Source organism: Aquimarina sp. AD10 (assembly GCF_003443715.1).
GTDB classification, from domain to species: Bacteria; Bacteroidota; Bacteroidia; order Flavobacteriales; family Flavobacteriaceae; genus Aquimarina; species Aquimarina aggregata.
In genome coordinates, this window is the sequence record NZ_CP031965.1 from 22,994 (window position 1) to 38,370 (window position 15,377).

A 15,377-nucleotide genomic window follows, 5' to 3' on the forward strand; every position below is an offset into this window, starting at 1 on the left:
AATTTAGCACTCTTTTTAACCATTTTATTGGTTGATTAGTCAATATCTACTACTAGATTATTTTGTAATCGACCATATTGCATAACCTCCTGCGGGCGCATATATGGTAGTGTTACCTTCTGCATCAGTAGTAGGAGTAAGTCTTGTGTTATCAGTATAGTCTACTAGTTTTTTATTAATCCAGTTTGTTTTAACAACACGTTCTTTAGGTTGTTTACTAATGTTCATATAAAGAATTAGCCCTGGGTTAGTACCGTTACCTCCTCTTTTCATGATATATTCATCTTTACTCGCTTCAAGAATTTCAATGTCTCCAGCAGCTAGAGTACTGTTAATTTCCATCAAGGTTTTAAGTTGCCCTTTAAAAGCTTCATAGTCTAAATAAAAGATAGTAGGATATCCATCATGAGTAAGGATATAAGAGTAGGCTAATAGTTTGTTTCCATAACTTATTCTATTATCAGGGTTTTCATCTTTTTCGGTATCATGATTGGCAGTAAAAGTAACTGCCATTGCAGGGTCTAATTTTCTTAGCATATTTCCTGCGTCACCTAATGCAGTAAGATCCTTATTTCTATCTAAGGTTTCATCTAATCTATAAAAACATGCAAAATCAAAAGCCGGAGACCCAGATGCATCAACCCAGTCTTTAAGAACTTGTTCATTACCGTCAAAATTTTCGCCTACAGAAAACCCACCGATCTTATCATTCCATGCTTTTACCCATTGTGCTCCAAAACTTTTAACATAATCAAAACGCCATCCATCAAACCCTAATGTGTTTTTGTAAAATGATGCTACAGAATCATCTCTACCCCAAAACCAATCTTGAACATATTGTTGATCGTGACATAAATCTGTTTCAGCAAAGAAAAGATCTTGTTCATCTTTTTCATGAATATCATTAGGATGAAAATGCTCATTAGTACGATTAAATTTGCCAGATGCATTACCATTTGCCTCATTAAATAAAGAAAAAACTTCATCTCCACCTCTAAAAGGATTGGCTTGTTTTCCTCCACCAGAATTATGTCCCATAACAATATCAGCAATAACTTCTAATCCATTATCATGAGATTTCTGAATTAAGTTTTCTAATTCTTGTCTAGAACCAAAACGAGTTTCTACGGTGCCATGTTGATCAAAGTCGCCAACATCAAAATAATCTGATGGGTCATATCCCATAGAGAATCCGCCAGAGGCTCCTTTTCCTGGAGGTGCTAGCCATATTCTATCAATACCAGAAGCGGCCCAATCTTCAATACTTTTACTCACTTCATCGTACCAAGCTCCTCTAGGCTCTACATCCCAATAGAAAGCTTGCATAAATATGCCGGCATCTTCTCTTTTAAATTGGTTTAGATCCATCTTTAAGGACTGACTAGTAACAATGGTTTCTGTAGTATTAGAAGAGTCATCATCATCAGAACAACCTGTCAACCCAAAAACTAACCCTCCTAGTAAGAGGATAGTTTTGGTTGATATATTTATTATTTTTTTCATTTCAACTTTTTAAATTTATAAGTATCTATCCTCTTGGAATAAAAATGTAACCACCATCTAGATCATTAAACCAAATATCATAAGTACCTGCAATTACAGGGATATTTGGAGGGTTACCATCTGTTGTAGCATTACCACTAACTCCAGTGGTACCTCCCCAGTTGCCTGGCCAATCATTACTATGTCTGAACTTCATTTCTCCATCTACCAAATTCACACCTAATATGTACCATAAATGCTCATCAAAAGTTGATTGCGTCATGTCTGTATCCGAGTCCCATCCATCAGGAGTAGAATCACCAATAATACCAATTGTTGTGAATGTCGGGGCAGCACTAGCATCAAAATCGGCAATAGAAAACGTGTTATCGTCAAGGTTAACAGTTAATGTATAGAAACCGTCTGTTGCTACACTAAAAGTACCTGGATCAGAACCAGTACCATCATTTACAGATAATGAGCTACCATCATTGGTTCCCCATTGTGGTTGCCATTGCCCTGTGATTTCAAGAAGTTTGAACGCATTAGATCCTCCTAAAAATTTACCAGTATATGTAAATAAATTTTTATTATTAGGATCTCTTACGATTGCAGGGTTAGGGTGCTGACTAGCTTCACTACCGTTATTCCAATCAGGTGCAGTAGCATTACCAACTAAGAAAAGGTCTTTTTGAACAACTACTGTGTTATATGGTGTTACTGTAAGGGCAATTGGATTTGACGTCAATGCAGCACCTCCACTAGTTCCTAATGATGAAGTAACTCGAAGTTCAAATGAAGCTTCTGTATCTGGCGCTAATCCTAACGTTAATGCAATACCATTAAGCTCTGCAACGGTCCATGAATAAAAACGGCTAGTTGTTACCGCAATTTGTTCTGGTGTTGCAAAATCTGTTCCTGCTGCACCAGCTTCAATAGAATAGGATATAGGCGTATCGATATTATAACCCGCATCATCCCATACCATAGTAAATGCTTGTTCGTCTGCTAAATCCTTATTAAGAGTCACTGATGAATTAGCAGTAACAATTAATGGACCTTCAGATTGATTTGGTTGAATTACAAATGTTGGTTCTTCGTCCTCTACACATGCATTGAAGCATAGCGAAGCTACAAATGCAAATATTAAAATTGATATCTTTTTCATGACTGTATAAATTAAATTTTGATTGTTTATTAAAACCCTGTGTTTTGTCCAAGATTTGGATTTGCTGATCTACTTGAAGATGGAACTGGGTATAGCTTAAAATTCTCTGATATTGAAGATCCATTCTGTGGGCCTCCTTTATAAGACCAATTATATGTACTACCAGTATATAGACCGAATCGGATAAGATCTTGTCTTCTATGGGCTTCCCAATGAAGTTCTCTTCCTCTTTCATCGATGATTAGATCTAAAGTTAATTCGGGATCCGTAATATTTCCTGAAGTGTCTCCAAAAGCTCTTTCTCTAAGATCATTAACATATCCAAGGGCAAGACCACGATCTCCACCACCTCCTCTTAATTGAGCTTCGGCATACATTAAATACACATCGGCTAGTCTAAACAATGGGAAATCAGTATCAACAAATGTTGCATCTTTTCCTGGTGTTCCTGTAGAGGTTAAATTAGAAAACTTAGCCATTAAATAACCTGTACCCGTGTTTGTAAAGTCAGGATCAATATTAATATCTCTATCTACAGGAGGATCAGTACTATCAGGATCAGCACTAATGTCTTGCGTTACAAGACTATTTCTTGCATCATTTTGAAACAATGTACTTGTTACAAATAATTCAGAAAGTTCTTTACGTACTCTAAATAGATTGCCAAAACCTCCGACACCAAAAGAAGCAGGTGTTGGTTGAAGAGAAGCATCAGCATTTTGTTGTCCTTGAATTAAGATTCCAGCACCCCCAAAGTTTCTTACTGTAGCGCCATCTGCGATAACAGGAAAAATGATTTCATTTTGGGCACCATTAGTATCATTGTCTGCAAGGAAATTGAAAGTGTAATTTGGTGTGAGTGAATATCCACTATCAATAATTTCTTGACAAAGTCGTAAACAATCTGCATATCTACCATTACCATCACCTAGATAAACTTCAGCATTTAAATAAAGCTTAGCAAGAATCATTTTTGCTACTCCTTTATTTACTCTACCATATTGTAGCGTATTAGCTGGTGCTACATCTAATAAATCTGCTTCTACAGCTAATAATTCAGATTCTATATTTTCGAATAATTCCTGACCTTCTATTTCTGGAACTCTAGTAAATCCTACAGCATCATTTTCTGTAGCAAAAGGAGCTCTACGAAATAAATCTAGTAGATGATAATTAGCCAAAGCTCTAAGTACACGTGCTTCTGCTCGATAAACTCTAATTTCATCTCTTGTTGCGGCATCTACTCCTCGTCCGTCTAATTTAGTATCTGTAGTTTGACGAAGAAACTCATTAGCAAGAGAAATTTCAAAAGTTGATCTGGCCCAAAAACCTAATACAAGAACATTATTGGCGTCCCAACTATTTTTCTGTACTTGTCGTATACCAGGGTCATTTTCAAAATTGAATATCACTTCATCTGTAGATAAATTCTGTAGATTAAATAATCCTCTAATATAATTACCTGTACCTGCATCGATACCAGCAATGTTTGAAGTACCAGGTCCTATAAGACCTACTACCGATAAATTACCGTAAACTCCAGCTATAGCACGCTCATAACCTCCTGGTTGAGCAAATACATCTTCAGCCAAGAAGTCGTCGTCATCTTCTAATTCGATATCCAAATCTCCTTCACAAGAAGTGAATATGCCAATAAATAGAAATGCGTATAAAAAATTCTTATATAATTTCATTTCCAATGTTTTTAATAGTTATAGTTTAACCCCAACAGGTAGGTGCGTCCTCTAGGAAAAATAGTATTATCGATACCATTATTTTGAATTTCTGGATCAAGACCAGAATAATCAGTAATAACAAATGCATTCTGAACACCAGCCCATAGACGAAGGCTCGAAACACCTTTCATTACATCTCTTAATGTATATCCTAAAGTGATGTTATCCATTCTTAAAAATGAAGCATCTTCTATATAGAAGTCAGAAAGAATAACATTTGGAGTATTTGTGAAATTGGTTTCTAAAACGCTAACAGGAGTATTGTTAAATACAGTTCTAAAAGTATTACCAATCTGTGCATTTTGGGATTCTACATTATTATAGATTTCATTACCTATACTAGCTCTCATATTAAAACTAAAATCAAAGTTCTTATAGTTTAAACTAGATTGAAGTCCCATAGTAATATCAGCTGCTGGTTTTCCGGAGATATATCTATCATTATTGTTAATAACACCATCTCTGTTAAGGTCTGCATAGGCACCTTCAATGGGTCTACCATTGTCATCATATATTTGAGCAAAAGTAAAGAATGAGAAAGGAGATTCTCCTTGTCTCTGGATTTGGATATTATTACCAATTCCCCCGCTAATTCCACCGGTTATAATATCTTGACCAAATGCTAATTCTTCTATTTCTTGATCTATAAAAGTCACATTATAGCTTAGATTCCAATTCAGGTTATTGTTTTTGATAATATCTGCACTTATCGAAAATTCTACCCCCTCGGTGGTAAATTTTCCTATGTTTTGGAAACCTTGATTAGAAAAGTTTACAGCATCAGGAACTGGAGCTGATGATAATAAATCATTAGATTCTTTTTTGAAAACATCAATTGCTCCAGAGATTCTATCATTAAATAATCCGTAATCTAGTCCAATATTATATTCTGTGATCTTTTCCCATTCTAAATCTTCATTTCTAAATTGAGCTTGTACAATATTTATAACTTCTCCATTTAGTATATACTGCGTATTTTGACCAGCAGTTCTATAGCGTTCTAAATAACCATTAGCAAATGTTCCTAAATCTTGTTGACCAGTGACTCCATATCCCAATCGTAGTTTAAGATTACTCAATGTAGAAGAATTTTGTAAAAAGTTCTCCTCACTAATCTGCCATCCGAAAGAAGCAGAAGGGAAATATCCAAATCTAACATCTTCAGCAAATCTAGAAGTACCATCTCTACGAATGGATCCACTTAAAAAATACTTATCACTTAGTTTTAAATTAGCTCTTAAGAAATATGCCAATAATACAACATCTGGTTCTATTGTAACATCTGGTTCTAAGTTTGGATCGCGTTGATCAAAAGTCTCAAATCGCTCTACTTCAAATTTTTGATAAGAATATCCTCCAGTAGCTTCAACTCCTAAATTTCCAATATCTTTATTGTACACTAAATAGGCATCAAGTAATCTATTTTTTGATGTGAAATCTGTATCTGATTTAAAACCATTAAATTCTCCTAGATTAGAATTAAAAGTATTTGCACTTTCTGTAGATCGTTCTTCAAATCTATTTGTTTCACTAGTATCTAATCCTAAATTAAGTACGGCCCTTACATCTGGAAAGAAGTGTAATTGATAATCAAATTTTGCATTACCATAATATCTTCTAACATTGGCGATATTTCTAGTTTGTAGTAACTGAGCAACAGGGTTTCTTTGCACGTTTGCTTGTGCAAAACCATTACTGTCTGTGTATTCAAAGAATCCTCCGAAAGGAGAACTAGGATCAAAAACAGGTTGTGTTGGATCAAAAGTAATAGCCGATCCTTCTACACCAGGTGCAAATCTGTTTTTTTCAAAATTAAGATTTGCATTTACATCTATTTTTAGATGATTATTAAATAATCTTGGGTTTAAAGACAGCGACGTTGTAGTTCTTTCGAACTTAGATGTTTTTCTAATTCCTTCTTGATCTGATCGTCCGATAGACAATCGAGTAGGTAATGCGTCTAAAATAGAACCACTTACCGATAAGTTATGGTCTGAAGAAAATGCATCTCTATATATTTCATCTTGCCAATCTGTATTAGCATTTCCAAGGTCAGCAACACGATCTGGGAAATTTTCGGCAACATAAGCTCTAAATTCATCTGCAGAAAACACATCAACTCCATCAGTTTGTGTGTTAATAGATGTTTTAGAGTTTAAGCTTATTTGTAATTTCTTTTTTCCTTTTTTGGTAGTAATAATTATTACTCCATTAGCACCACGGTTACCATATATGGCTGCAGCTGATGCATCTTTAAGAATAGAAAATGATTCGATATCATTTGGGTTAATAGCAGATAAGACTGATCTAGAACCGTTGTTCGTATCATTAGGATCATTAATTGGCAAACCGTCTACAACAATTAAAGGATCGTTAGAGGCGTTTAATGATGCACCTCCACGAATTCTAATCTGAGAATTTCCGGCAGGCCCACCATTGGTATTAATATTTACACCGGCAACTCGACCTGTAAATAGATTTTCTGCCGTAACATTATTACCGGTATTAAAGTCTTCTGTTGTAATTAAAGCAACAGATCCGGTTAGATCTTTTTTTCTGGTAGCACCATACCCGATAAGTACAACTTGTTCGAGCTCGGCAGCATCTTCTTCTAATACAATGTTTATTGTAGCTTGGCCAGTGTAAGCCACTTCCTGTTCTATAAAACCAACATAAGAGTATATAATACTTTCCCCATCTTTGACGTTACCCAAAGAATAGTTACCATCAAAATCGGAAGATGTTCCGTTTGATGTTCCCCTTACAATGATATTTACACCCGGAATGGGTTGACCACTTCCTGCATCAGTCACTGTCCCCACAACAGTAGACTGAGCAAAAAAGCTCATTGGCACCAACCACAATAAAAGCATTGCGCTTTTAGTAAATGTTTTCATAAAATTAAAGTAGTTTTTGATTGTTTTTAGTCCTATATTTTCACTTTCTGCAACCAAAGTATGTAAATTCTATGTTAATTTTTGGGCACTTTAGACTAGGTAGGTAACGCAAACGTTTGCGTGTGGAAAACTTTTGAAATTCCGCTAAAATTTTAAGTGAATTTCTATTCATCTGCCATGTTTTCCTGCTTAAATTTGTTTTTTGATCAATAAGAAATACTTTGGTGAGGATAATCATAAGGATCAGAAAGCTTTTAGCATATTACCTATTACGATTATTTTGAATGTTTAATTAAGTAAGTCATAAACGAAAACAGATGAAGCAAAAAGTTACATTAAAACAAATAGCAAAAGAACTGGATGTTTCTATTTCTACCGTTTCAAAAGCATTAAAAGATAGTGTCGAGATAAGTTTAGATACTAGACAAAAAGTAAAAGCTTTTGCAAAGTTGTACAACTATAAACCTAATAATATAGCGCTAAGTTTAAAGAATAGAAAAACAAAAACAATAGGAGTTATCATTCCAGAAATAGTGCATCATTTTTTTACCACCGTTATTGGAGGTGTTGAAAAAGTGGCTAATGAAAAAGGATATAATGTAATCATTTGTTCATCAAACAATTCCTTTGATAAAGAAGTAATCAATTTAGAAATGCTTGCTAGCGGAAGTGCTGATGGATTTATTTTATCAGTAGCTAAAGAAACTCAACTTAAAAAGGATTATCATCATATCGAAGAAACCATGAATCAGGGCATGCCTGTTGTTCTTTTTGATAGAATTATAGATGAAATTGTATGTGATAAAGTCATAATAGATGATGCAAAAGGAGCTCAAGCGGCTACAAATCACCTTTTATCTATAGGATGTAGAAAAGTTGCTATTCTAACGACAGTAGATTATATAAGTGTCGGTAAACTAAGAACAAATGGTTATTTAAGAGCTTTACGCGCATATGATATACAGGAAGAAGAAGAATTAATTCTTAAAATAGAAGATGTAGATAATTGTGAGGCGGAAATTTCAGAGTTCCTAAGAAATAAGGATATAGATGCGGTTTTTGCAGTAAATGAGTTATTTGCCGTAACTGCAGCCAAAGTTCTTAATGAGCAAGGAAAAAAAATACCTGATGATATATCTATAATTGGATTTACCGATGGTATATTATCAAAGCATTTTATACCGAGTTTAACTACGATAAGTCAACATGGTGAAGATATGGGTATTAGAGCAGCAAAGTTACTTATTGATAAACTAGAAGGCGATGATACCGTAAGCGAAGAATATAGAACAGTAATAATAGATACAAGTTTAATACAAAGACAATCAACAAAAAAAACGAAACGGTAATACGATATATTGAAAAATAATATATATTTGCCCTCAGTCAAAACTTATATTTTCACTTTCTACTAAATAAGTTTTGATAAGCAATTTCGCTTATCGAGTTAATAATCAAAGATTTACTTGATGAATAAGCGTAAGTTAAGTTTTTGGGAAATCTGGAACATGAGTTTCGGTTTCTTAGGAATACAATTTGGAATGGCCTTACAGGGCGGTTTCATGTCTAGAATTTTTCAAACATTAGGAGCCGAAATCTATGATATTCCGATCATGTGGTTGGCAGCGCCTTTAACAGGTTTGTTAGTTCAACCTATAATAGGTTATTTAAGCGATAGAACTTGGAGTCCAAGATGGGGAAGAAGAAGGCCTTACTTCTTGGTAGGAGCTATTTTAAGTTCTATAGCTCTTTTTATAGTACCACATTCACCTTTTTTATGGGTTGCAGCTGGGTTGTTATGGATTTTAGATGCCTCTATTAACATATCAATGGAGCCCTTTAGAGCCTTAGTAGCTGATAAATTGCCAGATTCTCAAAGGTCTTACGGATTTTTAGTTCAAACCTTGATAATTGGAGTCGGAACCTTTGTAGCAAGTAGTTTACCTTGGATGGTATCAAAGCTAGGTGCTAGTGATTCTGCTCCTAGTGGTGTTTTGCCAATGTCTGTAAAAGTGGCTTTTGCAGTTGGGGCTTGTATTTTTTTGATCAGTATTTTGTATACTGTATTTACCACAAAAGAGTATCCTCCAGAGGATATGGAAGAGTTTGAAAAAGAAAAGCAAAAGAAAAATAGTTTCATTTCTGACATTTTGGGTAACATAGGTAATATGCCGCTAACCATGAAAAAACTTGGGGTGGTTCAGTTTTTTAGCTGGTTTGCCTTTTTTACTATGTGGGGATTAACCAATCCAGCATTAACAGAACATATTTTTAAAACACCAAACCCAACCAAAGAGCTTTATGCCGTAGAAAGTAAAAATACAGATCTCATAAAAAAGTATCAAACAGAGTTTTTAACTATTGCCAAACGGGATACATTATTCTTTAATAATGCTTTACAAGATACTTTGGTTAATGATTTAAACTTAGTACACCTTTATAAAGAACAATATAATGCTATTAAAAATACAGAAGAGAGAGGTAATTACTTAACATCTATTGCTCAAGATTTTGATCAAGAAAAAACATGGTATTGGGTAAGTAATAATAAATTTCAGAAATCCTCTAATCTAGTAGGTTCTTATAATGGAGTTTATGGATTGTCTTCTATGGTATTTGCTTTAATATTAGTATTTTATACATCAAAAAGGAGAATAAATAGAAAATATGTACATATGGTATCTCTTATCTTGGGAGGTATTGGTTTTATATCGATGTATTTTATCCCATCTCCAGAATGGTTAATCCTTTCATTTTCTTTAGTTGGGTTTGCATGGGGTAGTATTTTATCTATGCCATATGCCATGCTTTCAAGCTCTGTTGACCCAAAGAAAATGGGAGTAATCATGGGTATTTTTAATATGTTTATTGTGATACCTCAAATTATAGCCGCGTTGGGCGGAATTAATTTTACCTATAAGCTTTTAGGTGATGGAGCAATTAATGCAATGATAATAGCAGGTATAAGTCTAATCATTGCGGGATTGTGTAATTTTTTGATAACTAATAAAGACGCTATTACTTATAATCCAAAAGAAATAAAGAATTAATGAAAAAAGCTTTCATATTTGATTTAGATGGTGTTATTGTGGATACCGCAAAATATCATTTTTTAGCATGGCAGAACCTTGCTAATAACTTAGGAATTTCTTTTTCTGAAGAACAAAATGAACAACTTAAAGGGGTTAGCCGAATACGATCTTTAGAAAAAATATTAGAATGGGGTAATAAAACCATTTCAGAAGAAGAGTTTACTAGGTTAATGACAGAGAAAAATGAAGAATACCTAGAATACATAAAAAAAATGGATACGACAGAAATTCTTCCTGACGTGCCAAGAGTATTAGATTACTTGATTTCAAAAAACCAAGGTATCGCATTGGGTTCAGCTAGTAAAAACGCAAGAATAATTCTTGAAAAAGTTCAGTTGCAAGAAAAATTTGAAGCTATTGTGGATGGAACAAATGTATCAAAAGCCAAACCAGATCCTGAAGTATTTCTTATAGGAGCAAAAGAACTAGGTATTTCTCCAGAAAACTGTGTGGTTTTTGAAGATTCTGTTGCAGGAGTTCAGGCGGCAAATAGCGCCAATATGATTAGTATAGGGATTGGTAATCGTCAAGTTTTGCATGAAGCAGATTATGTATTTAATGATTTTACCGAAATCAAAGAAGATTTTATAAATAACTTGGTTTTGACCAAAAAATAAAAAATAGAATAAAGTTAACCACAACGTAAAGTCATCTCACTATAGAAGAGAATTAAATTGGTGAAGTAGACTAACCACTAAAAAATTAATGAAGAACAGATGAATCAGGATTATGTAAAACCAGATAACTGGTCAATTATTGAAGAAGGGTTTGATGTAGAACGTGTTAAATCCTCAGAAAGCCTTTTTAGTATAGGTAACGGAGCAATGGGACAAAGGGCCAACTTCGAAGAAATGTATTCTGGACCTACTTTTCAGGGTAGTTATATTGCGGGAGTATATTATCCTGATAAAACCAGAGTAGGTTGGTGGAAAAATGGATATCCAGAGTATTTTGCTAAAGTACTTAACGCTCCAAATTGGATTGGTATTAATGTAGAAATCTGTGGTGAGAAATTAGATTTATTTAAATGTAAATCAGTGACCAATTTTAGAAGAGAGTTAAACATGAAAGAAGGTTGGTATCAACGTTCTTTTAATGTTGTTCTTACCAATGGTATTGAAGTATCCGTAAAATCAACTCGTTTTTTAAGTTTGGACCTTGATGAGGTAGGTGCTATCAAGTATGAGGTAACTCCCATAAGTCAAGACGTCGAAGTTGTTTTTACGCCATACTTAGACGCTGGTATTACAAATGAAGATACCAATTGGGATGATAAATTCTGGGATACTTATGATTTAGCGCATAAGGGCAATACAGCACATATTTTATCTAAAACAATGAAAACTGATTTTCATGCCTGTACAGGAATGCTCAATCAAATATTTCTAGATGAAAAAGCAACTGATATTTATCCTAAAGTTGAGATTAGTAATACTTGCGTAAAATTAAACTATACCCTCGAAGTCCCTAAAGGGAAAACAGCAACTGTAGTTAAATTTGGTGGATATACAGTCTCATTAAATCACAAAGAAGAAGATCTCGTTACAGCAAGCTCTGCAGTACTTAAGCAAGCTTCAGAATCAGGTTTTGAAGCATTATTAGATTTGCAAAAAAATGCATGGTCCAAAATATGGGAAATGGCTGATATTGCGATCGATGGAGATGTAAAAGCACAACAAGGTATACGATTTAATATTTTTCAGTTAAATCAAACATATTTAGGTAAAGATGCCAGATTAAATATAGGTCCTAAAGGGTTTACAGGAGAAAAATATGGTGGTAGTACATATTGGGATACAGAAGCATATTGCATTCCTTTTTATATGGCAACAAAAGATCAAGTTGTTGCTCGTAACCTTCTTACGTATCGTTATCAGCATCTTGAAAAAGCCATAGAAAATGCCGAAAAACTTGGGTTTACTAATGGAGCAGCTTTATATCCAATGGTAACCATGAATGGAGAAGAGTGTCATAATGAGTGGGAAATTACTTTTGAAGAAATACATCGTAATGGAGCAATGACTTTTGCTATCTATAATTATCACCGTTATACAGGAGATTATAGTTATATTCCAGAAAAAGGATTAGAAGTAATGATCGGAATTGCTCGTTTTTGGCATCAAAGAGCAACATTCTCTACCGATAAGGATAAATATGTGATACTAGGAGTTACTGGCCCAAATGAGTACGAAAATAATATTAATAATAATTGGTATACGAACTATTTAGCAAAGTGGTGTATAGAGTATTGTATTGAAAATATTACTAAAGTAAAAGAAGAATACAGTAATGATTACAAAAGAATAATCGAAAAAACTAAACTTGGAGAAGAAGAAATTAATGCCATGGCCCAAGTTGCAGAAAAAATGTATTTCCCTTATTCAGCAAAGCATCAGGTATATTTACAGCAAGATGGATTTTTGGATAAAGAATTAATAACTGTTGCTGATCTTGATAAATCTCAACGTCCGATTAATCAAAAATGGAGTTGGGATCGAATATTAAGATCACCTTATATTAAACAAGCAGACGTTCTTCAAGGTTTTTATATGTTTGAAGACAAGTTTACTTCAGAAGAATTAGGGCGTCATTTTGATTTTTACGAACCTTTTACGGTACACGAATCTTCTTTGTCTCCTTGTGTTCATAGTATTCAAGCCGCTGCTTTAGATCGTATGGATCAGGCATATACTTTTTATTTAAGAACTTCAAGATTAGACTTAGATGATTATAATAAAGAAGTCGAAGAAGGTCTGCATATTACTAGTATGGCAGGAACTTGGATGAGCATAGTCGAGGGGTTTGGAGGACTTAGAATAAAAAATGATAGATTATCATTCTCTCCAAAAATTCCTAAAGAATGGAAAGGATATACATTTAATGTTAATTTCCGAAATCAAATCTTAAAAGTTAACGTTTCTCAAGAAGGGACTTCTTTTAATTTAGAAGGAAATCAAGAACTTATAATTTATGTAGACGGAAAAGAGATAAATATTTCTCCCGATACATTAATCACTATATAATCTAAATCATATAGTTAAATAAATACCCCAAAAAAATCTTTTTGGGGTATTAACTTCTATTAAGATCATCAATAATTTTTATTAAAATTAAAAATTCACAAAAAAATGAATAGTAGACTAATATTTCTATTCACTTGCTTTCTATTTTCATGTATGTATGGGCAAGTAGAAAAGATAGAACCACCTTTTTGGTGGAGTGGTATGCAACAGAATGAACTTCAGATACTTTGTTATGCTAAGGATATCGCCAAATACGATATAGAAATCAAAGACGTAACTATTCTAGAGGTTAAGAAAACCGAAAACAAGAATTATGTATTTGTAACAATCGATACGCAAGATATAGCACCAGGAAAAATTGCAATTGATTTTAAATATAATAATATGGTTGAATTTTCTCAATCATATGAGTTTAAACAAAGAAAAGAAGCATCTGCACTAAGAAAAGGATTCGATAGTAGTGATGTAATGTATTTGATTATGCCAGATCGCTTTGCGAATGGAGATCCTAAAAATGATACGCATTCCCATACTTTAGAAAAAGCCGATCGTTCCAATCCCGGAGGAAGACATGGTGGAGACATACAAGGCGTAATTGAACATCTAGAATATCTCAAGAATCTTGGTGTTACAACCTTATGGAGCACTCCTTTATTAGAGGATAATGAACCTACATATTCTTATCACACCTATGCTCAAAGTGATTTTTATAAGATAGATCCTAGATATGGTACTAATGATGATTATAAACGCCTAGCTTCAGAAATGCATAAACTGGATATGAAGTTAGTTATGGATTATGTAACTAATCATTGGGGATCAAAACACTGGATGATCAATGATTTACCAACCAAAGATTGGATACACCAATGGCCAGAAGGTTTTAAAAGAAGCAACTATAGAATGACTACGCAATTTGATAGTAATGCCTCTAAAATAGATGCTAAAGGTTGCATGGATGGGTGGTTTGATACGACTATGCCCGATATGAATCAAAGTAACCCATTACTTCTTAAATATATTACCCAAAATGCAATTTGGTGGATAGAATATGCAGATCTAGATGGTTTTAGAGTAGATACATATTCATATAATGATAAAGAGGGGATATCAAAATGGACAAAGAGTATTATGAACGAATATCCAAACTTTAATATCGTAGGAGAAGTATGGATGCATAATCAGGCTCAAATAGCATACTGGCAAAAAGATAGTAGAATAGGAGCTATTGATAATTTTAACTCATATCTACCATCGGTTATGGATTTTACACTTCATGATGCCATAACTGTTATGTTTGATGAGGATGAAAATGCCTGGGACAAAGGTATGATTAGAGCTTATGAAAACTTTTCGAACGACTTTTTATATGCAAATATTAATAATGTATTACTATTTACGGGTAATCATGATACGAACCGTATTAATGAAATATACCAGAGTGATATTAATAAATATAAAATGGCAATGACATTAATATTAACGACACGCGGAATACCACAACTATATTATGGTGACGAAATAGGAATGTTAGGTAATAGAGATAAAAATGGAGATGGTGACATACGAAGAGATTTTCCGGGAGGGTGGCCAAAAGATGAACAAAATGCATTTTTACCACCAGAAAAAAATGGTAGAACTAAAGATCAAGAAGCATTTTATGCGTTTACAAAAAAAATATTGAATTGGAGAAAGAATGCTTCTACTATACATAAAGGAAAATTATTACAGTACATACCTTTTGATAACGTATATGTATACTTTAGATATAATGAAGAAAAAAGTACAATGGTAATTATTAATAATAATACTAAAGATCGCAAAGTAGATATTGGTCGTTTTAAAGAAGGAATTAAGGACTTTAAAACTGCTGTAGATATTCTAACAGATAATAACATTACTATAACTGAAGAATTTACGGTTCAGGCAAAAACTTCAATGATATTAGAATTAAAGTAATTGTAACCACAGATAATCCA

Annotated in this window: 9 protein-coding genes; 5 read left to right on the forward strand and 4 right to left on the reverse strand. The window is 33.6% G+C overall.

From position 1 onward, the window contains the following. Positions 1-57 precede the first annotated feature (57 nt). The 4 genes from D1816_RS00085 to D1816_RS00100 are packed head-to-tail and all read right to left on the reverse strand — an operon-like array spanning position 58 to position 7,283. On the reverse strand, positions 58-1,503 hold the full coding sequence (locus D1816_RS00085) for an alpha-amylase (RefSeq protein ID WP_118500735.1): 1,446 nt from the start codon (positions 1,501-1,503) through the stop codon (positions 58-60). Positions 1,504-1,528: 25 nt separating this feature from the next. Further along, on the reverse strand, positions 1,529-2,650 hold the full coding sequence (locus tag D1816_RS00090; RefSeq protein ID WP_066311367.1) for a SusE domain-containing protein: 1,122 nt from the start codon (positions 2,648-2,650) through the stop codon (positions 1,529-1,531). A gap of 29 nt (positions 2,651-2,679) precedes the next feature. Continuing rightward, positions 2,680-4,344 (reverse strand): RagB/SusD family nutrient uptake outer membrane protein, encoded by a 1,665-nt coding sequence (locus D1816_RS00095; RefSeq protein WP_066311365.1) that lies wholly within the window; start codon positions 4,342-4,344, stop codon positions 2,680-2,682. Positions 4,345-4,355: 11 nt separating this feature from the next. Beyond that, complete coding sequence (locus tag D1816_RS00100; protein ID WP_066311667.1) at positions 4,356-7,283, reverse strand: SusC/RagA family TonB-linked outer membrane protein; 2,928 nt, start codon at positions 7,281-7,283, stop codon at positions 4,356-4,358. Between the two features lie 317 nt (positions 7,284-7,600). Here D1816_RS00100 and D1816_RS00105 point away from each other — a divergent pair, with 317 nt between their 5' ends. The 5 genes from D1816_RS00105 to D1816_RS00130 all read left to right on the forward strand — a co-directional run bounded on the left by D1816_RS00105 (position 7,601) and on the right by D1816_RS00130 (position 15,357). Further along, positions 7,601-8,632, forward strand: coding sequence for a LacI family DNA-binding transcriptional regulator (locus D1816_RS00105; protein WP_066311360.1), 1,032 nt, complete (start codon positions 7,601-7,603; stop codon positions 8,630-8,632). Between the two features lie 120 nt (positions 8,633-8,752). Then, the gene (locus D1816_RS25945) at positions 8,753-10,333 is read left to right on the forward strand and encodes an MFS transporter (RefSeq protein WP_199729949.1); all 1,581 of its coding nucleotides are present in this window, start codon (positions 8,753-8,755) and stop codon (positions 10,331-10,333) included. Next, positions 10,333-10,992 carry a beta-phosphoglucomutase gene (gene pgmB, locus D1816_RS00120; RefSeq protein WP_118500736.1) on the forward strand — a complete coding sequence of 220 codons (660 nt, stop codon included), beginning with the start codon at positions 10,333-10,335 and terminating at the stop codon, positions 10,990-10,992. The genes D1816_RS25945 and pgmB overlap by 1 nt, the downstream gene beginning before the upstream one ends. Positions 10,993-11,091: 99 nt before the next feature. Beyond that, complete coding sequence (locus D1816_RS00125) at positions 11,092-13,398, forward strand: glycoside hydrolase family 65 protein (protein WP_118500737.1); 2,307 nt, start codon at positions 11,092-11,094, stop codon at positions 13,396-13,398. A 105-nt stretch (positions 13,399-13,503) separates the two neighbouring features. Further along, the gene (locus D1816_RS00130) at positions 13,504-15,357 is read left to right on the forward strand and encodes a glycoside hydrolase family 13 protein (protein ID WP_118500738.1); all 1,854 of its coding nucleotides are present in this window, start codon (positions 13,504-13,506) and stop codon (positions 15,355-15,357) included. The last annotated feature ends 20 nt before the right edge of the window (positions 15,358-15,377 follow it).